The organism is Pseudomonas sp. NDM (genome assembly GCF_003105095.1).
In the GTDB taxonomy this organism is placed as follows: Bacteria; Pseudomonadota; Gammaproteobacteria; order Pseudomonadales; family Pseudomonadaceae; genus Aquipseudomonas; species Aquipseudomonas moraviensis_A.
The window spans coordinates 19,350-39,013 of the sequence record NZ_QETJ01000004.1 but is presented as its reverse complement, the minus strand read 5'-3'; the positions used below and the strand labels follow the sequence as shown (position 1 = coordinate 39,013).

General features: G+C 56.0%; 23 protein-coding genes and 1 pseudogene. 9 read left to right on the top strand and 15 right to left on the bottom strand.

Annotation, left to right across the window (positions count from 1 at the left end):
- Positions 1–16: 16 nt before the first annotated feature.
- The 7 genes from DCO47_RS01800 to DCO47_RS01770 form a co-directional block, all read right to left on the bottom strand.
- On the bottom strand, positions 17–403 hold the full coding sequence (locus DCO47_RS01800; protein WP_048728942.1) for a nuclear transport factor 2 family protein: 387 nt from the start codon (positions 401–403) through the stop codon (positions 17–19).
- Positions 404–461: 58 nt separating this feature from the next.
- Positions 462–842, bottom strand: a complete 381-nt coding sequence (locus DCO47_RS01795) for a nuclear transport factor 2 family protein (protein ID WP_064362371.1) — start codon at positions 840–842, stop codon at positions 462–464.
- A 67-nt stretch (positions 843–909) separates the two neighbouring features.
- A complete protein-coding gene (locus DCO47_RS01790; RefSeq protein WP_065617354.1) occupies positions 910–1,653 on the bottom strand; it encodes an SDR family oxidoreductase in 744 nt (247 codons plus the stop codon).
- A 79-nt stretch (positions 1,654–1,732) separates the two neighbouring features.
- A complete protein-coding gene (locus tag DCO47_RS01785; protein ID WP_064362377.1) occupies positions 1,733–2,839 on the bottom strand; it encodes an alkene reductase in 1,107 nt (368 codons plus the stop codon).
- A 55-nt stretch (positions 2,840–2,894) separates the two neighbouring features.
- The gene (locus tag DCO47_RS01780) at positions 2,895–3,476 is read right to left on the bottom strand and encodes a TetR/AcrR family transcriptional regulator (protein WP_064362378.1); all 582 of its coding nucleotides are present in this window, start codon (positions 3,474–3,476) and stop codon (positions 2,895–2,897) included.
- A gap of 68 nt (positions 3,477–3,544) precedes the next feature.
- The gene (locus DCO47_RS01775) at positions 3,545–4,801 is read right to left on the bottom strand and encodes a cation:dicarboxylate symporter family transporter (protein ID WP_065617356.1); all 1,257 of its coding nucleotides are present in this window, start codon (positions 4,799–4,801) and stop codon (positions 3,545–3,547) included.
- 113 nt (positions 4,802–4,914) lie between these two features.
- A complete protein-coding gene (locus DCO47_RS01770; protein ID WP_039762906.1) occupies positions 4,915–5,340 on the bottom strand; it encodes a VOC family protein in 426 nt (141 codons plus the stop codon).
- Between the two features lie 154 nt (positions 5,341–5,494).
- On the opposite strand from DCO47_RS01770, the gene DCO47_RS01765 reads away from it, so the two are divergent.
- A complete protein-coding gene (locus tag DCO47_RS01765; protein ID WP_116657311.1) occupies positions 5,495–6,373 on the top strand; it encodes a LysR substrate-binding domain-containing protein in 879 nt (292 codons plus the stop codon).
- Positions 6,374–6,419: 46 nt separating this feature from the next.
- On the opposite strand, the gene DCO47_RS01760 is transcribed toward DCO47_RS01765, so the two are convergent.
- The 5 genes and pseudogenes from DCO47_RS01760 to DCO47_RS01740 all read right to left on the bottom strand — a co-directional run bounded on the left by DCO47_RS01760 (position 6,420) and on the right by DCO47_RS01740 (position 8,655).
- The gene (locus DCO47_RS01760) at positions 6,420–6,785 is read right to left on the bottom strand and encodes a histone-like nucleoid-structuring protein, MvaT/MvaU family (RefSeq protein WP_042609978.1); all 366 of its coding nucleotides are present in this window, start codon (positions 6,783–6,785) and stop codon (positions 6,420–6,422) included.
- A gap of 67 nt (positions 6,786–6,852) precedes the next feature.
- Positions 6,853–7,248: a DUF1330 domain-containing protein gene (locus DCO47_RS01755; RefSeq protein ID WP_083201995.1), complete on the bottom strand. Its 396-nt coding sequence runs from the start codon at positions 7,246–7,248 to the stop codon at positions 6,853–6,855.
- A gap of 45 nt (positions 7,249–7,293) precedes the next feature.
- Positions 7,294–7,680, bottom strand: coding sequence for a putative quinol monooxygenase (locus DCO47_RS01750; RefSeq protein WP_116657310.1), 387 nt, complete (start codon positions 7,678–7,680; stop codon positions 7,294–7,296).
- A 17-nt stretch (positions 7,681–7,697) separates the two neighbouring features.
- A pseudogene (locus DCO47_RS27480) lies at positions 7,698–7,865 on the bottom strand (quinate dehydrogenase); the annotation flags it as partial.
- Positions 7,866–7,944: 79 nt separating this feature from the next.
- On the bottom strand, positions 7,945–8,655 hold the full coding sequence (locus tag DCO47_RS01740) for an SOS response-associated peptidase (protein WP_083352807.1): 711 nt from the start codon (positions 8,653–8,655) through the stop codon (positions 7,945–7,947).
- Between the two features lie 98 nt (positions 8,656–8,753).
- On the opposite strand from DCO47_RS01740, the gene DCO47_RS01735 reads away from it, so the two are divergent.
- The 3 genes from DCO47_RS01735 to DCO47_RS01725 all read left to right on the top strand — a co-directional run bounded on the left by DCO47_RS01735 (position 8,754) and on the right by DCO47_RS01725 (position 11,557).
- Positions 8,754–9,185, top strand: a complete 432-nt coding sequence (locus DCO47_RS01735; RefSeq protein ID WP_064362391.1) for a LexA family transcriptional regulator — start codon at positions 8,754–8,756, stop codon at positions 9,183–9,185.
- On the top strand, positions 9,172–10,452 hold the full coding sequence (gene umuC, locus DCO47_RS01730; protein ID WP_116657308.1) for a translesion error-prone DNA polymerase V subunit UmuC: 1,281 nt from the start codon (positions 9,172–9,174) through the stop codon (positions 10,450–10,452). The genes DCO47_RS01735 and umuC overlap by 14 nt, the downstream gene beginning before the upstream one ends.
- A 178-nt stretch (positions 10,453–10,630) precedes the next feature.
- Positions 10,631–11,557 carry a DMT family transporter gene (locus DCO47_RS01725; RefSeq protein WP_133247384.1) on the top strand — a complete coding sequence of 309 codons (927 nt, stop codon included), beginning with the start codon at positions 10,631–10,633 and terminating at the stop codon, positions 11,555–11,557.
- A gap of 102 nt (positions 11,558–11,659) precedes the next feature.
- Here DCO47_RS01725 and DCO47_RS01720 read toward each other — a convergent pair whose 3' ends face one another.
- Both DCO47_RS01720 and DCO47_RS01715 read right to left on the bottom strand, forming a co-directional pair.
- On the bottom strand, positions 11,660–12,418 hold the full coding sequence (locus tag DCO47_RS01720; RefSeq protein WP_083352810.1) for a GIY-YIG nuclease family protein: 759 nt from the start codon (positions 12,416–12,418) through the stop codon (positions 11,660–11,662).
- A 241-nt stretch (positions 12,419–12,659) separates the two neighbouring features.
- On the bottom strand, positions 12,660–13,091 hold the full coding sequence (locus DCO47_RS01715; protein WP_083352811.1) for a VOC family protein: 432 nt from the start codon (positions 13,089–13,091) through the stop codon (positions 12,660–12,662).
- Between the two features lie 400 nt (positions 13,092–13,491).
- Between DCO47_RS01715 and folE the strand changes: the two genes are divergently transcribed.
- From folE to DCO47_RS01700, 3 genes are all read left to right on the top strand, one after another.
- Complete coding sequence (gene folE, locus DCO47_RS01710; RefSeq protein WP_064362399.1) at positions 13,492–14,049, top strand: GTP cyclohydrolase I FolE; 558 nt, start codon at positions 13,492–13,494, stop codon at positions 14,047–14,049.
- Between the two features lie 45 nt (positions 14,050–14,094).
- Positions 14,095–14,637: a DUF3833 domain-containing protein gene (locus tag DCO47_RS01705; RefSeq protein WP_116657306.1), complete on the top strand. Its 543-nt coding sequence runs from the start codon at positions 14,095–14,097 to the stop codon at positions 14,635–14,637.
- 121 nt (positions 14,638–14,758) lie between these two features.
- Positions 14,759–15,562 carry a DUF1206 domain-containing protein gene (locus DCO47_RS01700; protein ID WP_042609988.1) on the top strand — a complete coding sequence of 268 codons (804 nt, stop codon included), beginning with the start codon at positions 14,759–14,761 and terminating at the stop codon, positions 15,560–15,562.
- A gap of 42 nt (positions 15,563–15,604) precedes the next feature.
- Here the strand turns inward: DCO47_RS01700 and DCO47_RS01695 are convergent, their stop codons facing one another.
- Positions 15,605–16,897, bottom strand: coding sequence for an Nramp family divalent metal transporter (locus DCO47_RS01695; RefSeq protein ID WP_371919852.1), 1,293 nt, complete (start codon positions 16,895–16,897; stop codon positions 15,605–15,607).
- Positions 16,898–17,171: 274 nt separating this feature from the next.
- Here DCO47_RS01695 and DCO47_RS01690 point away from each other — a divergent pair, with 274 nt between their 5' ends.
- Both DCO47_RS01690 and DCO47_RS01685 read left to right on the top strand, forming a co-directional pair.
- The gene (locus DCO47_RS01690; RefSeq protein ID WP_116657305.1) at positions 17,172–18,305 is read left to right on the top strand and encodes a lactonase family protein; all 1,134 of its coding nucleotides are present in this window, start codon (positions 17,172–17,174) and stop codon (positions 18,303–18,305) included.
- Positions 18,306–18,422: 117 nt separating this feature from the next.
- On the top strand, positions 18,423–19,664 hold the full coding sequence (locus DCO47_RS01685) for an MFS transporter (RefSeq protein WP_065617363.1): 1,242 nt from the start codon (positions 18,423–18,425) through the stop codon (positions 19,662–19,664).

The following is a 19,664-nucleotide window of genomic DNA, read 5'->3' as shown; positions in this document are numbered from 1 at the left end:
CGGGATCGGTGAACGCTCAACCTTCGAACTGGTGATAAACCTTGGCGATGACCTTCCAGGTGCCGTCGATTTTGATCAGGGTCAGGTAGTCGTTGTAGTCGGCACCGATCGCATCCTTTTCCATATCGACACGCACAACGGCTGTCGTGGGTGTGATTGCCAAGATATCGAGGCGAGTCGTAATTTCTGGGGCGCTGCCATTCTTCTGAACGAAATCAAACAGATTCTTGATCGGGCCGCCAAGCAATTCACCATTTGTGAAACCGTACATCACAGCGTCTTTATGGAAAGCTTGAGCAACGCCTTCTGCACTGCCCACACGCAGACCTTCAACGTACTGATTGGCGGTAGCGATGACAGCGTTGTACTCGGAGGTTGGTACTGCCTTGATGTTCTTTGACATGGTTCTCTCCTTTTATTAGGGCGACGTAAAACACACGCCGCCAGACGCGCTCAAATGCTCAAGCGGTCGGATGGGTGTGGTAAATCTTGCTGACGATCGTCCACTTGCCTTCTACCTTCAGCAGGTTGAAGAAGTCGGTGAATCGATACCCCGAAACATTGTCAGTATCAACGCGCGCACTGGCGGCAGTGCCCACGATGTCGATGCGAACGATCGCGGCTTTGGCTTCGGGAGATGGGCGGAAAGAGTTGTCGATGACGTCGTACAGATTCTGGATCGCGCCGCCGACGAGCTTGTCGCCGTCGACGCCAAACATGGTTGCTTGCTCGTTGAACGCGGGCTTCATCAAAGTGCTGTCAGCCTTGGCACCACCTTCGTTGTACTGACTCAGAACAGCAACGATCGCGTCGTATTCCTGGACGTAGGTTGGGTTACTCATGATGTACTCCTGGTTGCATGTTGCCGGTGACTTTTGGTCAATCGGACACGGGAAACTCAAACGACAATCACCAATCCTGGCGAGTCGGCGAGATGATGAGATCGTTGACGGTGACGTTTTCCGGTTGGTTGAGCGCGTAGATCACTGCGCGGGCAACATCGTCGGGCGCAATGGCAATCCGGTTCAGCTCTTGGGCAGCCTTACGCCCTTCAGGATCGCTGACCTTGTCCGCCCAGCCGGTATTGATCACGCCCGGGCTGACAGTGTTGACGCGGATGCCATGCTGCACGCCCAACTCCTTTCGCATGGATTCGGTCATGGCCTGGACGAAGAACTTGGTAGCGCTGTAAACACCCGCCGCGGGGCCGACCTGGTGGCCTGCAACGGAGTCCATGTTGAGAATCTGCCCGGATTTCTGTCCAAGCATGAATGGCAACACAGCAGCAGTAGTGTTGAGGTAGCCCTTGATGTTCACATCGATCATCTTTTCCCAATCCTGCACGGCCAGATCGACCCAGTTGGAAAAGAGCATCAGACCGGCGTTGTTGACCAGGATGTCCACTGCGCCATAGGTATCTTGTGCAAACTTCGCGAGCGCTTTGGTTTGATCCAGATGGGTAACGTCTGTAGTGAACGCGACCACGTCGCTCCCGGCCTCACGCAACTCGGCAACAAACGCTTCCAACCCGTGCTGATCGAGTGCTGCTGCCACGACGCGAGCGCCCTGTGCGGCCAATGCGCGGGTGGTGGCAGCACCAATGCCGGAAGATGCGCCAGTGACGATGGCAACCTTGTTTTGCAAATAATTCATATTTGAGTACCTCTTGTGCGGCGAAATGTTTTCGCGACGAAGCCTCCCCGCGCCGAACTGACGCAAAGGGAATCTCTAATCAGTTGGAGTTGGCCGTTGGCCAATCGATGTAGCCCTTGGCGCCTCCGCCGTAGTAACTCTCGCGCGGAGCTATGGTCAGCTCGACACCGCGACGCAGGCGCTCTACCAGGTCGGGGTTGGCAATGAACAACCGACCAAACGCCACGGCATCAATCCGCCCTTGCGCCCTGCGCTCCAGCGCCATTTCCAGGTCATAGTTGTTGTTGCCAATGTACGAACCTTCGAACTGCGCACTCAGCGCGTCCAGATCCACCCCTTCAGGAACGGTACGAGAGGTGGCTGTCGCGCCTTCGACGAAATGCAGATAGGCCAAATTGAATCTGTTCAACTGTTGAATGAGGTGACCGTAGGTCGCCATGACGTTGCTGTCTGGAGGCGTGTTACCTGCATCAGGAGTTACGGGTGAAAGGCGGATGCCGACCCGATCACTACCCCAAATTGCTACCACGGCTTCGGTGACTTCAAGTGTCAGTCGTGTCCGATTTTCGATGGAGCCACCGTACCGGTCAGTCCGCTGGTTGGTGGAATCACGCAGGAACTGATCGAGCAGATAGCTGTTGGCAGAATGGACTTCCACACCGTCGAAACCGGCTCGCTTGGCATTTTCTGCCGCATGCCTGTACTGCTCGATGATCCCCGGGATCTCTGAGGTCTCAAGCGCCCGAGGCATGGACACTTCGACCATGCCATTGTTGGTATAGGTGGTCCCTTCGGCCTTGATTGCCGAGGGCGCGACCGGCGCTTCGCCGTTTGGCTGCAACTCAACGCTGGAGAAGCGACCTACGTGCCACAACTGGCTGACGATTTTTCCGCCGGCCGCGTGCACTGCGTCAGTGACTTTTTTCCAGCCTGCTACCTGCTCCTCTGTCCAGATTCCGGGCGTCATGGCATAGCCACGCCCCTGAGCCGAAATGTTTGTGGCCTCGGCAATGATCAGGCCCGCGCTGGCACGCTGGGCGTAATAAGTAGCGTGCATTTCATTCGGCACGCCGTCGTCGGCCATTCGGCTGCGAGTCACGGGGGCCATGACAATTCGGTTAGCCAGTTGTATCGCCCCCATGGTCATAGGGGAAAACAGGTCGGTGTCTGCGGCAATATCAATCATAAAAACTCCAAATGAATAGACCGGTCGTCTAGTTAAAAGCTTAAAAAAAATGCCCCTATGCCAGCAGGCGCTTACTCGTGATCAGTGCCGTATCAAAGGCAGCCGTCGTATTGCGGACTTTTACCAGAAGCGATGCCCCCAACCACAATTGATACAGCGATTCAGCCAGTGATTCTGCGTCTTGAGCCGAAGTGATTGAGCCATCAGCCATTCCTTGCTGAACACATCGCGTGATTCTCTCGATGATCAGCGCTGTGCCCTCCTCCAGTACGCCGCGCATGTCTTCCGACAGGTCGCACACTTCGGCGCCGAGTTTCACCACCAGGCATTTCTCCTCGGGATGATCGAACGCCTGCGTCTTCGCCCAATAGCGCAAATAGCCAAGGAGCCGCTCGGCACCCGTCCCTTGCGCCGCCATAACGACGTCCACCCGCCCGATGTACTCCTGAAAGTATTCCTCCAATAGTGCCTGGCCGAATTCCTCTTTGGAGGAGAAGTAGTGATAAAACGACCCTTTAGGTACACCCGCCGCCTTCAGCACTTCCATAAGACCGACAGCGGTGTAGCCTTTGTGGGTCATCAATGCCTTCGCTACATCGATGATGTGTTGTCGCATGTCTTGATTAGGTTTTTTCATAGTGAGCACAGCCTAATCAGAACTAGACCGGTCGTCTAGTAACTATTTCCAGTATCTGACGAACGCGACTAAACGCTTGCTGCCGTGTGCGGCTGAGAAGGTTTCAGTGCAACCTTCTCCCACTTGGCGATAACCAACGGTGCAATGGCATTGCCCAATACGTTCAGCGTGGTGGTGCCACTGTCGATAATCCTGAAGATGCCTGCGATCAACGCCACGCCCTCCAACGGTAATCCGGCGGACGCCAATGTCGCTGACAGGATGATGATGGCAAAACCGGGTACCCCTGCTGCTCCCTTTGAGGTCAGCACCATCGTCACCACCAGCAGGATCTGCTGCGACAGAGAAAGGTCGATGCCATAGAGCTGCGCCACGAAGATCGTTGCCACACCGAGAAAAATCGATGCGCCATCCAGGTTGAACGCATAACCCACTGGCACCACAAAACCGACGATCCGACGCGGGACACCGTAGTTCTCCAATCGCGTCATCAACTGCGGCATGACGGCGGCGGACGCGGCACTCGAAAACGCCAGAATAAGCTCATTGCGAAAGTACCTGATCAACTTGAAAATGTTTTCGCCGATCAAATAGCAAATGCCGCCAAGTATCACCAACGCGAAAACTATCAGCGCCAGATAAACCACCCCGATTAGCTTGAGCAACGGCAACAATGAGGCGAAACCAAACGTCGCCACGGTCGCGCCGATCATTCCAAACACGCCGATCGGTGCATAAGCCATGACGATTGAGACGACCTTGAACATTGCATCGGAAAGGCTCTGAACGACCGCGATGAAGGGTGCGCTTTTGTCCTTCGGCAGAGCGTTCAATGCCATGCCTAACAGCACCGCGAAAAACAACACGGACAGCAACTTCGCTTCTGACATAGCAACCAGCACATTGTCAGGGACGATGTTCTGCAAGATGACCAATGCGCCTTTGGCCGGCTCCAGAGTGATCGCTGCGGTGCCGTGCGAAATACCGGAAATGTCGGTGCCCGTCCCCGGCTCGAAAACATTGGCGAAACACAAGCCGATGACAATGGCCAAGGCCGTAATTGCAAAAAAGTAGCCCAGCGATTTTATCCCCATGCGGCCAAACGATTTGTTATCGCCACCGCCTGCGATGCCCAGAATCATGCAACAGAACACAATCGGTACAACCACCATCTTCATCATCTTGATGAAGATATCTCCGAGCGGTTTTAGGATCTCCGAACTCACCCATGCCTGATACTGCGGATGCGTATTGAAGTACCAACCGACAAGCACGCCAAGCAATAGCCCGGCAACGATTTGCCACACCAGGGGAATACGTTTCATGTCTAGCCTTCTTGTTGGAGTGAAAGGTCTGCGTCTATTCGCAGTTGCTAGAGTCATGAGCTTCCAGCTCATTTGAAATCAAATGGCACAACGCCGTTGTGCCATGGTTGTTGTTACTTGGCGAAGAGCTGGCTCATATCCTTGAACGCCTTGAACTCAAGAGCGTTGCCGCACGGGTCAAACAAAAACATGGTGGCTTGCTCGCCCACTTGGCCTTTGAAACGAATGTACGGTTCGATCACAAATTCGGTACCAAACGACTTCAAACGTTCGGCCAGTGCCTCCCACTGTTCCCAACCTAAAATGATGCCGAAGTGCGGAACTGGAACATCGTGTCCGTCAACCGGGTTGCTATGCACGCTTTCCTGCGAAGCGGTTTTTGGATGTTCATGAATCACCAGTTGGTGACCATAAAAATCGAAATCTACCCACTGCGTGCTGGAGCGCCCTTCTTCAAGACCAAAAACCTCACCGTAAAAGGTGCGAGCTGCAGCCAGGTCGTAAACAGGGATAGCAAGGTGGAATGGCGAGAGGCTCATGAGAACTCCAAATATTTTTTGTTGGTTGGCGAACATTTCCACCGCCATTGGCTCTCTGGATTAAGCCGTTGCCGTGGATGGGAAACATCGTAGGATGGGAAGCCAAACATAAAAATCAATATATATTTCTTAGAAACACAACTAATATTTGTGAATGATCAAAGAACTGAAGACACTCATTGCTGTGGCGCGTGAAGGCACGTTCGCCGCTGCCGGCAACAAGATCGGCCTGACTCAGGCCGCCGTGAGCGCGCAAATCCAGCGCCTGGAAGCCGAGCTCGGGTTCGAAATTTTCGACAGGAAAAGACGCTCGGCCCATCTCAACAAAATGGGCCACCAGATACTTCTGCAGGCGCAAGAGCTGCTGAGACTTTATGACAATCTGGGCTCTACAACGCTGGGCGAGCCTCCCAGCGTGCTGGTCAACATCGGTGCGATCGCGTCCGTGCAGCGCTCCTATTTGCCCGATGCGCTCGCAAAGTTTCACAAACAGTGTCCGCAGTGCCGCACACGTGTTATCCCGGGCCTTTCAATGGAGATGGTGAACCTCGTCGACGCCGGCGAGATCGACATGGCCGTGATCATTCGCCCGCCTTTCTCCCTTCAAAGTGACCTGCGCTGGACGACACTGGCGCTAGAGCCCTATCGACTGATCGTGCCACGTGACTTAGAGGGAGAAGACTGGTCGGAACTGCTGTCCAGCCAGCCATTCATTCGCTATGACCGATCATCCTTCGGCGGCAGGCAGGTCGACCGTTTCCTGCGGCAGATGCATTTCACCTTGCAGGAAGTTTGCGAGCTGGATGAACTGGAGGCCATCATCAAGCTGGTTGAAAAGGGTGTAGGCGTAGCTCTGGTGCCGCAGACAAAACCCCATCAGGAATGGCCCACAGGTGTACGGGCGATCGATTTGGGACAACACACCTTTCACCGGGATATCGGGTTGGTACATCGGTCTCGACAGAGTTTTACGGAGCCTGTGCGAATTTTGGCCCAGCTTATTAGTGATCAGGTAACAGCGATCTCCAAATAAGAGTTTCAAAAAAGGCCCTATCGGGCCTTTTTACTCAATCAACACATCACTTGGTCAGCCAAGACTCTACGGTCGCGGCGCCGTGCTTTGTTTTCCACTCCTTGAGCGTCTTGTGATTGCCGCCCTTCGTCTCTACCACTTCGCCGGAGTGCGGGTTTTTATAGACCTTCAACTGGCGAGGCTTGCGGCTACCCGCTTTGGACTCGACAGCTGGAGCGCGGCGACCTGCCTGTGGATCGAGCACATTGATCACGTCCTTCAAGCTGTAGCCGTACTTTGCGAGCAAATCACGCAGCTTGGTTTCGAACTCGATTTCTTTCTTGAGGCCTGCGTCACCCTTGAGGGCTTCGAGCGCCTGAAGCTGTTCGGCGAGGTGTTTTTCGAGCTGGCGAAATTCTGCGAGTTTGGACATGAAATCTCTCTTCTGCTGTTGATCGGGGCTTCCCGCTAAACAATATCCTAAATTTACAAAGTCGGAACTACCGCACCGGTACTCCCTCGATCAAGTAGACGTCCGTCTTGGCTGAACGCTGGCGGACTTTCCTCAGTTCTGTGTACTGCGCGGAGTTGTACCAAGCCTGGGCTTTTTCGACGCTCGCGAACTCGATCACCACACGGCGACGCTTTGGTGCTTCACCTTCAAGCGAAATGGTTTTTCCGCCTCGCACGATGAAATGTCCGCCATAGGGTTTGAAGGTTGATTCGACCTGCGCACTGTAAGGCTTCATCCCCTCGGGATCGGTAACTTCAAACTCGGCGACATAGTAGGCCGGTGGTGCGGCAGACTCAGCGTCCGATGCCATCACCCGACAACTGCCCGCCGCAAAATACGCCATTCCCGCCAGGGCAATCGCCATCACCTTGAAATTTTTCATTCACTTTGCTCCATTGAAAAATCAACTTGACCAGCGCGCAGCAGGTTATCGGCCATGCCGTGAACCAAGCTCGATCGGGGTGGTTTCAATCAGGCGCTTCGACAGAATCATCGACTTCGTAGTAACAGCGTACTTTTTGAAGTGCGGCGATTCGATATGGCTTCGATATGCCGAGTCGCTGGCGTAGATTTCGAAAAAATGAAACCAGTTTGGACGGTCGACTTCGGCCACGGCGTAGATGGATATGACGCCGGGCTCTACTCGAGTCGACTCAGATATCTCCTCTTTGACTGCGGCTTGATAGGCAGCAACCTGTGCGGGGTCGATTTCAAGTTGCGCGATGCGTACCACCAGGCCATTGTCTTCGGCGGCCAGCGCTTGTCCTGCCAGTAATCCTGTCAATGCGATCACTCTTGATAAACGTTTACCCATCAGTTTTTCCCCTTCCTTCACTGCGGCAGCGCATATGCCACCAAGTAATCACCCTTCTGCGTCGTCGCCGAATTACCGCCGGCGCTGACGACCAGATATTGTCGGCCACTCTTTGGAGAAACATACGTCATCGGGGTTGCCTCGGCGACGACAGGCAACCGCCCTTTCCACAGTTCTTCGCCGCTATGCTCGGCGGTTTTCCTCCTCATTGCCCGATGTTGCTGCAGCTGAGCCAGCCACGTCGATTTTTCCACCGCTGGTTTATCAATCGTCGACATCCGAGGCCAAGGAGAGCGGCTGAATGAGCTGCGGGCCTTGATTACGCACGTTGCCCACATCCTTGCCAACCTTGTACCAATGGAAATCCGTTGCCGGCCTGCAGTGCTCCATGGCTAATTCTCGAGCGCGTTCAGGTGAGGTATTGGGGTCGATCCATTCACGCGCATGCTCAGGCGCCAAGACCAGGGGCTTGCGGTCGTGGATATCGACCATGCCTTCATCACTTGCCGCGGTGATGATGACGAAGCCGTCCCGTTCGTCCGGTTCCAGAGCTTCGTGCACCTCGGCCAACCCTGCGAAGAACATCGGAATCTGCTCTTTCAGGGTGATGAAATACGGCTGCTTTTTCTTCGGATCTTCTTCGTCCTTGACCCACTCGAACCAGCCGTTCGCCGGCGCGAGTACGCGTCCGTCTGGCCAGAGCTGATTGAAAAATTTGCCGGTGATGACGGTCTCGACTCTTGCGTTGATCGGATCAGGACGCTTTCCCTTCGCCCAGAAAGGCGCCCATCCCCATCTGACCTTGTCAATGCTCAAGCCCTCCCTAACCGGCCGGATGATTTCCACCCGCGTCGACGGTGCGACGTTGTATCGCTCAACGGGCCAGAGGTCATAGCCATTGATCACCAACTGCCTTGGCGCAAGCTCCTTGAGGTAGTGATCCATCGATTCGTAGATCGAGTAGCGTCCGCACATGCTGTCACCCGTCGAATTGTGGTGCCTATGAGATTGACCGCAAGCGAACCAAATCGTTAACTGTATGTACGTACAGTTAACCTCCTAAGGCTTGCATCATGAGCATCATTCTTCTCGGCCCACTCGCTACTGGCGGCAAGAAGCTGCCCCTTTATTCCGCCAGGGTACCGGCGGGCTTCCCCTCCCCTGCGGCGGACCACATCGAAAAGCACATTTCCCTGGATGAGCTGTTCGATATCCGGGCGCCGCACGTGTATCTGGTGAGGATCGATGGCGACAGCATGCAAGGCGCGGGCATCTATTCCGGGGATATGGTGATCGTCGATCGGAGCATCGAGGCGGTCAGTGGCGATATCGTCATCGCTGCGTTGAACTCGGAGCCATTCTGCAAGCGCCTGCTTTTGCGCGAGAACGCCGTGATGCTTTTGTCGGAGAATCCGAAATACCCGGCGAGACATGTCATGGAAGGCGATGAGCTGGTGATCTGGGGTGTCGTGAAATACAGCGTCCGTGATCATGACCATGCGTGAACCGGTTTTTGCACTCATCGACTGCAACTCGTTTTACGCGAGCTGCGAGCGCGTCTTCAGGCCCGACCTGGCAAAGACCCCTATCGTGGTGCTGTCCAACAACGACGGCTGTGTGATCGCGCGTAGTTACGATGCCAAGCCTTTCGTGAAAATGGGTCAGCCATACTTTCAGATCAAAGACCATCTACGCCGGCATGGAATCGTGGCTTTCAGCAGTAATTACGCGCTGTACGGCGACATGAGCGAGCGCGTCATGACCATCATCGAATCGATGGTGCCGGCACTTGAGGTCTATAGCATCGATGAGGCATTTGCCGATTTGACTGGCATGCCCGGAGATCTGTCCGCGCTTGGCAGGCACATGCGCTCAACACTTCTCAAACGCGCCGGCATTCCAGTCGGAGTGGGCATCGCACGGACGAAGACGCTGGCCAAGCTCGCCAACCACACAGCCAAACGGCTGCTGGACATCACTGGCGGCGTGGTGGATCTGTGCGATCCGTTCAAACGGGACTGGACGCTGCGCAACACCGATGTCGGCGAAGTCTGGGGCGTCGGCCGGCGCATGAAGGCCCATCTGGAAACGATGGGCATCAAGACAGCGATGGACCTGGCGAAAGCCGATCCATGGATGCTTCGCCAGAAATTCAGCGTGGTGATCGAGAAGACTGCCCGCGAGCTCGCCGGCACCTCATGCCTGGAACTGGGTGAAGCTGATCCACCCAAGCAGGAGATCTGCTGCAGCAGGATGTTCGGCAACCGGCTCACGCAGATCGAGCCGATCAAAGAGGCCGTCGCCACCTACACTCAACGTGCGGCAGAAAAACTCCGAGCGCAAAACTCGCTGTGCAAGAAGATCCGCGTGAGCATTCGCACCGGCATGTTCAATCCTGAGGAAGCGAAATATGCCAATGGCGCCTTGGTGGAGTTACCGTACCCGACCAACGACGTGCGGCTGATGACGAAGGCTGCGACCGAAGCGGTCAATCGTCTCTTCCGTCCCGGCTACAAGTACAGCAAGGCGGAAGTGCTGCTGATGGATCTGCGCCAGCCTGGCGAATTCACCGATGACCTGTTCGCGCAATCCCAGCCGGCGATGGCAGACAAGGTGATGGGTGTGCTGGATGAGATCAATGGTCGCTGGGGAAAGGGCGTGCTGCGTGTAGCCAGCGTGCCTACAGCACCTGGATGGGCGATGCGTCGGGAGCTTATGAGCCAGAGTTATACGACGAAGCTGGATCAGTTGTGGACGGTGAGCGCCAGGTAGCGGCGACGGGATGGGCCACTGCCGCCTGAAAAACGAGCAGCCTTGAACGGCTGTTTATGGCCAGAAGCGGACAACGGTCAGGAATGAAAATCGCCGTCTGGCGTGTCGGCTATTTGCCCTGAGAATTCGCCACCATCTGTTAAATTCTCAGTTCACTGAAGGAACAGGAGTGCGATTCGTGAGCAAGTACAGTGCAAGCGGCGACAGTGTTGCCAAGGGCATATTGCTGATAAGCGCTGCTGTCTTTCTCCTTTCGCTGGCCGATGCAGCAGTAAAATATTTCAGCGCCAGACTTCCACTCTGGCAGTTGTTCCTCATCGTCTCCTGCCTGTCGGTGCCCACCCTTGTAGCCTGGCTCGCAAGGGACGTCAGATCGGGTCGATACTCAACCGCCTCGATGTTTTGGGTGACAATCAGGAGCATTCTGCTGTTGTTAATGTGGGTAACGTACTACTCGGCGTTACCGTTGATCCCGTTATCAGTGGCTGCCGTGGCGATCTACACAACTCCCCTTTTCATAGCGCTTTTCTCCACCCTTTACGGAGGTGAGCCGTTATCACTGCGAGGTTGGGTTGCGATAGGAATAGGTTTCGCGGGTGTCGCCACAGTGTTACGCCCGGGATCAGATGTTTTCGTCCTTGCAACTCTGCTACCTGTGATTGCGGCTGTTTTCTACGCGGTCGCGATGGTTGTGACACGTCGACATTGTCGCAATGAACATCCACTGGTATTGGCGCTGGGCTTGAATATCGCTTTTCTTTTCGCCGCCGTAATCGGAGGCGGCGCATCGCTGATGGTCAGTGAGTCCACAGTTGCTGGTGCTGCATTTCTACTCTCTCCCTGGCAGACGCCCGGTTGGCAGGAGATGCTTTTTATCTTCTGTTACGCCTGCGCCCTGATTTTCATAAATACGGCTACCGCCAAGGCCTACCAGGTTGCGCCTCCAGCACTTATCGGGACTTTCGATTATGCGTACCTGGTTTTCGCCTGCCTTTGGGGTTATGTACTGTTCCAGGAAACGCCGGACACCTTTACATGGGCTGGAATTGTTTTGATTGTCATTGCCGGCTTCCTGATTCTGCGCGCCCAAAAATGTAATCAATAGGCGCTTCTTGGCCCAGAGATATCGCCCGTGAGCGGCAGTTGTCGGCCAGAAGCGGACGTTTAATTTAATGTGGGCTGGGACGATTTCTGAAACTTGTGGGCTTTAAATGTCTCCCCATGCCTGTCCGCCGCTGGTAGGCTTGAACCGTGAATGTCTGCTTCGCCCCTTCCTCAATACCGCCTTAGCCTCTTCTCTGTTTCCGGACTGGCAGTGATGGATGTAGTGCTCAAGCGTCTCCTGATTCTCGTAGTCGGCACCCAGCCAGTCCAATTCCGTATCAACATACTGAATAATTTCCTCGAGTTGCGCACTAAACCACTCACCATTTGTGCGGTACTGGGCAAAATGCTCATGGCACTGCGTTTCGGCCGCAAGGCAGTCTGCAACTTTGACGTTTACGACATTGACGATAGGGCTCCCATGGCCGCCCATCTGTGCACGCTGCCGACGGCCAGCCGTCTTGGTGTGCCCGATTTTGCTCAGCCCCGTTATCCCATCAAATAAAACATAGACATAGCCTGTCAGCCGGTCAGGAGGGGTCGTAGGAGTGCCAGGCACCCGCGATGCTAGATGAGGGAGGAATTCTTTCGCAGCTTGTACTAGATGCGCCCAGGTCGGATGCACATCTTGTCTTACGCGCTCCTTGTTCTGCTTACGCAGTTCAGTCATACGGTCAAACTCATCCATGTGCGCCAAACGGTTCGCCTCATCGAGAATCATGCCCCAGCCAAATTTCGCCAATTCTTCCTGGAAGCGCTTTGCAGGTAAACCGAAAGTGACTGCCAGGTCGGCGAGTTCGACGTTTATGAATTGTTCTGCTGATCCATTTTTATCAGCTTCGGTTTTGGTGTCTCTGGTCAATTGAATAATTCCCGTTGCCTAATTTCGAAAATCGCGCCGTATCACACCCAAATATACGAGGTGTTGTCGATAAAGGAGGTTTTGTTCGTGGAGCAAGACGTCGCAGGGCGGCGAACCGAGCGCTAAGGAAGGGCCACATTTGGAGGCTATTTTCGGTAACGTCCGACCAATTAGGCTGGTTTTCTGCCTGCCGTCACAGGCAGAAAACGACCCAAAGCTGACCGGTCGGATTGGCTCAGATTCAGATTGAGCAAGCCGGCCGCTCACCCAACCTCTCTACCAACCTTACGAGATAACCGTCGGGATCCAGTACGATGAATTCGCGCTGGCCTACTTCTGCATTGTCAGCCCGATACCAAGTGTCTTTGCATTCTCGATAGAGTGGACATCCAGCCGAATCAAGTTTTTGGATGATGGGGGCGACAGCCTCAACATCAATCTGCAGGTTGATGCCTCTTCCAAACGGCTTGGTCAACGGCGCAGTCAGCCATTGACCCGCGTTCGAATCAACCTGCTCAAGCATTACTTGAGCACCATTCAAATCCAGGTATGCAAATCCATCTTCCGGGCGTTGATAAGCTACCTTGAACCCCAGACGAGAAACCCAAAAAGCCAGGCTGCTATCCAGGTTGGTGACCATTAACTCCGGAACCAGTTTGTTACGTTCGAACATGAGATGACTTCCATTTCAAAGGGCTTTTTCTTGCGGGCGGGCATGTTCTGCACTGATGGCTTCGATGCCACGTCGGGATCGTGGCGAGCGCGATGATGCACGCTCGGGTGGGAATTATCGAGTCGAATTGAGCGACCGCTTCTGGCCGATAGCTGCCATTCACCCCCGTGAGCTATCGATCCAAAACAGCCATCTGCCAGCCCGTATCAAGCCACTGACTGAACCTCGCCTTAAGTTTGTCCTGCCTGAAATTTCACGTCTGCACAAAAAAACCGCCGATTCGTTGTCAGTTGATCTTTTTCAGCCTATCTTCAATAAAACCTATACAGATTCCTCATATACGTACAACCTTTTTCACCCGACATTAGCCCTCACGCAGCACTCGCCACGAGTAACCCGAATGAGCCCAGAGTTAGCCAGCCATTACCGTGAGATCCTCGTTGGCGTCGGCGAGAACCCTGAGCGCGAAGGTCTGCGGGACACGCCCGAGCGGGCCGCCAAGGCCATGCGATACCTTTGCGACGGCTACGGGTTGAGCCTGGAAGACGTGACCAACGGTGCTCTGTTCGAATCGCAAAGTGATGAGATGGTGATCGTCAACGACATCGAGCTTTATTCGCTGTGCGAGCATCACATGCTTCCATTTATCGGCAAGGCGCATGTGGCGTACATCCCCACTGGCCGGGTGCTGGGGCTATCGAAGGTGGCGCGGGTGGTCGACATGTTCGCGCGGCGGCTGCAGATTCAGGAAAACCTTACTCAGCAGATTGCTCAAGCCATCCAGCAGATCACCGATGCCGCCGGTGTCGCGGTGGTCATTGAAGCCAGGCACATGTGCATGATGATGCGCGGTGTCGCGAAGCAGAATTCGGTCATGACGTCCTCCGTCATGCTCGGTGCCTTCCGTGATAGTTCGACGACGCGGCAGGAATTTCTCCAGCTCATCGGACGGCGCTAGGCCTATACGCCGCTCGTTAACTGTACAAGCTCAAGGAGTAGGAAGATGACCCGATTTCTGCTGCTATTAGTAGTGTCGCTCAGCATTGCAAGCTGCGGCAGTGTCGATGTTGCTCGGTACGCAGACCAGCAACCTGCATTGAGTCTGGAGCAGTTTTTCAGCCAGCCCGTCAAAGCCTGGGGGATGTTTCAGAAGCGCAACGGCGAAGTGACCAAGCGTTTCGAGGTCGACCTCGTCAGTCGTCGCGAAGGCAACAACCTGATTCTCGACGAGCGCTTTGTGTATAGCGACGGTACCCATCAACGCCGAATCTGGACCCTCACTCCCGAGGAGAATGGCCGCTGGAGCGGTCGCGCGGGCGACGTGGTCGGTGTCGCAAAGGGACAGATTGCAGGAAATGCTTTCCACTGGCGGTATCGCCTGAACCTGCCCGTCGACGATTCGACCTACGAGGTGAGCATGGACGACTGGATGTACCTGATCGACGAAGACACGTTGATCAACCGCACCAGTATGTCCAAGTGGGGTGTTGAGGTCGGCCAGGTGACAGTGTTCTTCCGTCGCCAGAGTGCTGGAGCGAAACCTTGATCCGTTGAATGGCAGGCCGTTAAGGGCGCACGTCACTCAAGGGTGACGTGACCCACAACCTTAATCGAACCCCTGCCCCGTCCACGGGTCTGCTTCACATCGATTCCCTGGAAGCAAACTCATGTCCACTCAACACACCCTTGTCCTGCTCGCCCGAGGCGGATATGCCGCGCGCGGTGTTCTGTACCTGATCATCGGCATTTTCGCCCTGCTCGCCGCCCATGACTCCACCAAACCAAAAGACAGCCATAAAAGCCTCGAAGCATTGCTCAGCCAGCCATTCGGCTATGTGCTGATCGGCGTTGTGGTCGCCGGTCTGCTGGCCTTCGCCGCTTGGCGGGCGCTGCAAGCGATTCGTGACATCGACCACCACGGCAATGAGTTCAAGGGTCTGGTTATTCGTGCAGGCTTGCTTGCTGGCGGTATGGTCAACGCGGCGCTGGCCTTCTTTGCCTTGGGTCTGCTGGTGAGTGGCCTCAGGAGTTCGGGCGGCTCCGGCGATGGCAAGACCAAGGATCTGCTCGCGCATCTGCTGTCGTTCGAACACTCGAATCTGTTGATCTACCTCGTCGCGCTGATCCCGCTCGGTGTCGGTATCGCCCACATCATCAAAGGCTGGAAAGCCTCGTTCGAGAAGTACTTCGAAGCGGATGACGAAGTCATGCGCTACGTGCGTCCGGTGTCGCGCTTTGGCTTGATCGCCCGAGGCGTGGTGTTTATCGAGATTGCGCTGTTGATGGCGGTCAGCGGCTCGGTTTACCAGGCAACGAATCCACCCGGCATGAAGGAAGCGCTGGATGCTTTGCAGAATCTGCCGGCTGGCGGCGTGCTGTTGATGCTGATGGCGTTGGGGCTGATCGCATTCTCGGTGTACAGTTTTTCCGAGGCCGCCTGGCGCAGGATCGAGATGGATGTGCCGTTGTAAGCAGCGATTCGAGGGGGCGTATGCCCCCTCGATTTCGGGTCATCAAGTGAACAGATCAACGCCCAGTTGAAAGGCCACCCACAGCGCCAGCCCAGTGGCAAACAACAGCGCGATGTTTTCGAACAGGTTGTTGCGGTACTGCTTGTCCAGCAGCGATTTCTGGTTGGACATGATCAGCAAGCCCAGGGAAATCACCGGCAAACCAATGATGTTCAACGCGCTGACACCAATGGTCAGCGTGACGAAATCCGGCATGCCCGGCATCGACCAGATCAGCGGCGTGACCAGGATGAACAGCATGAACCACTTGTGCATCGGGTCGTGATGGAACTCTTTGCCGTACTTCTCGCGCCGCTCAGGGCGAACGTGCTGGAAGGCATCGGTGATCAGCATCGGAAACGCCGTGGTCTTGCCGGAAATGCTGGCAAACAACGTTGCGAATACGCCGATGAAGAACACATACCAGCCAATCGGGCCGAAGTAGATTTCCAGCGCCTTGCCCAGATCGCCTAAGGTTTTCACCTCGATACCGTTCGGTCGCAGGATTTCCGCACCGACGATCCAGATCGCCAGGTTGATGATGATCCCGACGAACACCGCAAACAGCAGATCGTTGCGCTGAATGCGCTTGTGCTGCGGCCCGATCCAGCCTTTCTGGCGCATGACATAGGGGTGCACGAAGTTGGCGATCGAACCGGCGACCGCACCGATCACCGAGACCGCCACCAGCAACGCGCCGTGCACGCCCTCGTCAGGCGGAATGCTGAAGCCGATGGTGCCTTTGATGATGCCGGTGACATCCGGGCCGGACATCACCGCCAGAGCGATGAAGGCCAGCGTCATGATCGCCAGCAGCAGTTTCATTACGCCTTCGATCATCGTGTAGATGTTGCGCCCGACGAGCATCCAGACCGCCAGCACCACCGCCACCGAACACAGCAATGGCTGATCGATCTTGAACAGCATCGCCAGCGACTCGCCTGCCCCCTTGATCATGTAGGCGTTCATCAAGTGCCCCATCAACAAGGCGTAAACCAGCATGAACCAGGCAAACACCGGATTGAGCTGGGCATAGCCCTGAAGGATGGTCATGCCCTGGTTATTGCATAGCTGAAAGCGGGCAATGATGTTGACGATCAAGTACCGAAGCAACAACGAGACCGCCAGCACCCACATCATGGCGTAGCCGTAATTCGCGCCGGCCACCGAGGACGTGATCAGGTCGCCCGCGCCAAGCCACGACAGCACGGCGATGATGCCGGGGCCGAGCAGTTTCAGCGTTCGCAGGAACAGGTTTTGCGGTTTCGCAGCGGCCTGATGATCGAGTGGAGCCATGCTCGTCATAGGGGTATCTCCGTTATTGTTTTTGTGAGAACGAATGCAGTCCGGCACATTAGTAGGATGTCGTACAACAACGCTAATGGGAGAGTATGTAGAAATGTTTCATATCTGCCGAGGCATTGCCCTCCCCGATCATTTTCACCGATCCATCCCAGCTGAATCGACGCTGTGACAGAGGCGCGACCGGAGTACAGATCGGCCAAATATACATTGATGCCCCCGCCAATCACTCATAGGATGACTGATCACAAAAACAATACGGCTGGAAATGATGAAAAGAACCCTTTTGATCGCTGCGCTTGCCTCAACCCTTAGCGTGACTGCCAATGCCGCGACCTACGCCTACATCTCAAGTCCCGGTGACGGTCTGATCTCGCAATACCGCCTCGATCCGGACAACGGCGCGCTCACCCTGGTCGAACAGATCCAGGCCGGTGACCAGGTCAATCCAATGGCCCTCACCCCGGATGGCAAGGTGCTGTTTGCAGCCTTGCGGGTCAAACCTTTCCAGGTTCTGGGCTACCGGATCGATCCCCGAAGCGGTCATTTGACAAAGTTTACCCAGGCGCCTCTGGCAGAGAGCATGGCCTACCTGTCGACCGACCGAAAAGGTCGCTACCTGCTCGCGGCGTCTTACGGCGCCGACACCCTCAGCGTTCAGAAGATCGGCGAGGATCAACAACCTTCCGCCAGCATCCTGCGCTACCCGACCGGCCTGCATGCGCATTCGATTCGCACCGAGCCGAGCAATCGCTTTGCCTACGCCGGCAACCTGGGCACCGATAAGGTTCTGCAATATCGCCTGAATGCCCAGACGGGTGAGCTGAGCCCGATTGGCAGTGGTTCGGTCAGCGTCCCGGAGAAAACCGGGCCTCGGCATCTGGCATTCTCGCCGGACGGCAAATTCCTTTACGTCGTGGGCGAAATGAGTGGCACCGTGACCGCGTTCTCAATCGACCAAAGCAGCGGCGCGCTGACCCGAATCGCTGCAGCCAATGGCATTCCCGAGCGTTTGAAACTGGCCCACGGCGAAATCCGTGATGCGCGCAACAACGATCTGAAAGACGACCCGACCCCGCGCATCTGGGCCGCTGACCTGCGCATGTCGCCGGACGGAAAGCTGCTGCTGATGAGTGAACGTACCAGTAGCAGCGTCTCGGCGTTTTCCGTGAATCCGGCAACAGGCCGACTGGCCTTCCTCGACAACTACCCGGTGCAGGAACAGCAACCGCGCAACATCGCCTTCTCGCCCGATGGCCGCTGGCTGCTGGTCACGGGCGAGAAAAGTGCCAAGGTCGGTACTTACGCGGTGAGCAAGGATGGCGCCCTGAAGCGTGTCGGCGAAGCGGCATCGGGCAAAGGTGCATTGTGGATCGAGGTACTGCAAACCCCTGATCAGTGAGCCTCTGCGGAGCAGCAACTGCTCCGCTGTCCTGCAACTAATCTCCTGCCGCTTCGGTCATTAGCTTTGCCGAGGTTGATACATTTACGCAGACCTCACTTTCAAGAGACTGCCGTCGTGATCAGCCATCTCGATCGCCGCAACAACCGCTCGCTGGACAGTCTGAATTTCTTCCTCGCGGATGTTCGCGACGGCCTCGGGCCGTACCTCGCCATTTACTTGCTCGCCGTGCACCACTGGGACCCGGCCAGCATCGGTGTGGTCATGACCCTCGCCGGTATCGCTGCACTGATCACGCAAACACCCGCCGGTGCACTGGTTGACAGCAGTCGCGCGAAACGTGCGTTGATCATCATCGCCGCGCTGCTGGTGACCGCGAGTTGTCTGGTCCTGCCGTTCATTTCTTCATTCACTCTGGTGGCGTTGACCCAAGCCTTGAGCGCAGCGGCTGCGTCGATTTTCGCCCCGGCGATTTCCGCGATCACGCTGGGCATTACCGGCCCCCGGGCATTTACCCGGCGCACTGGCCGCAACGAGACGTTCAACCACGCCGGCAACGCGTGCGCCGCGTTGTTGGCCGGTTTGTTTGCGTATCTGTTCGGTCCGGTGGCGGTGTTTTATCTGATGGCGGTCATGGCGCTGGCCAGCGTGGTTGCCGTGCTGTTCGTCTCGGCCGAGGCGATAGATCATGACGTCGCGCGCGGTCTGCAACCTGGCGATCAGAGCCATCAGCCATCCGGGTTCAAGGTGCTGCTGAGCAATCGACCGCTGTTGATGTTTGCCCTGTGCTGCGCACTGTTCCACCTGGCCAATGCGGCGATGCTGCCGCTGGTGAGCCAGAAACTCGCGCAAGCCAACCTGCACATGGCCACGCCGCTGACGTCGGCATGCATCGTCGCCGCGCAACTGGTCATGGTGCCGATGGCGCTACTGGCCGGTGCGAAAGCCGATGTCTGGGGGCGCAAACCGTTGTTGCTGGCGGGTTTCCTGATCCTGCCGCTGCGCGGGTTGCTCTACACCTTCTCGGATGATCCCTACTGGCTGGTCGCCGTGCAGTTGCTCGACGGTGTTGGCGCCGGGCTTTTCGGGGCGCTGTTCCCGGTGATGGTCAAGGATCTCACCCTCGGCTCCGGGCATTTCAATGTCAGCCTCGGCGCACTGACGACCGCGTTTGGTCTGGGGGCGGCGTTGAGCAATGGACTGGCCGGGTTCGTCGTCGAGGCTGCCGGTTACAGCGCGGCATTCCTCACCCTCGCCGGGGTTGCAGCGGCGGCGTTCCTGCTGCTGTTGATCGGTGTTCCGGAAACGCTGCAGCGGACTGCCAAAATCGAGTCCGCTACAGTGCTGGGGCAAACCTGA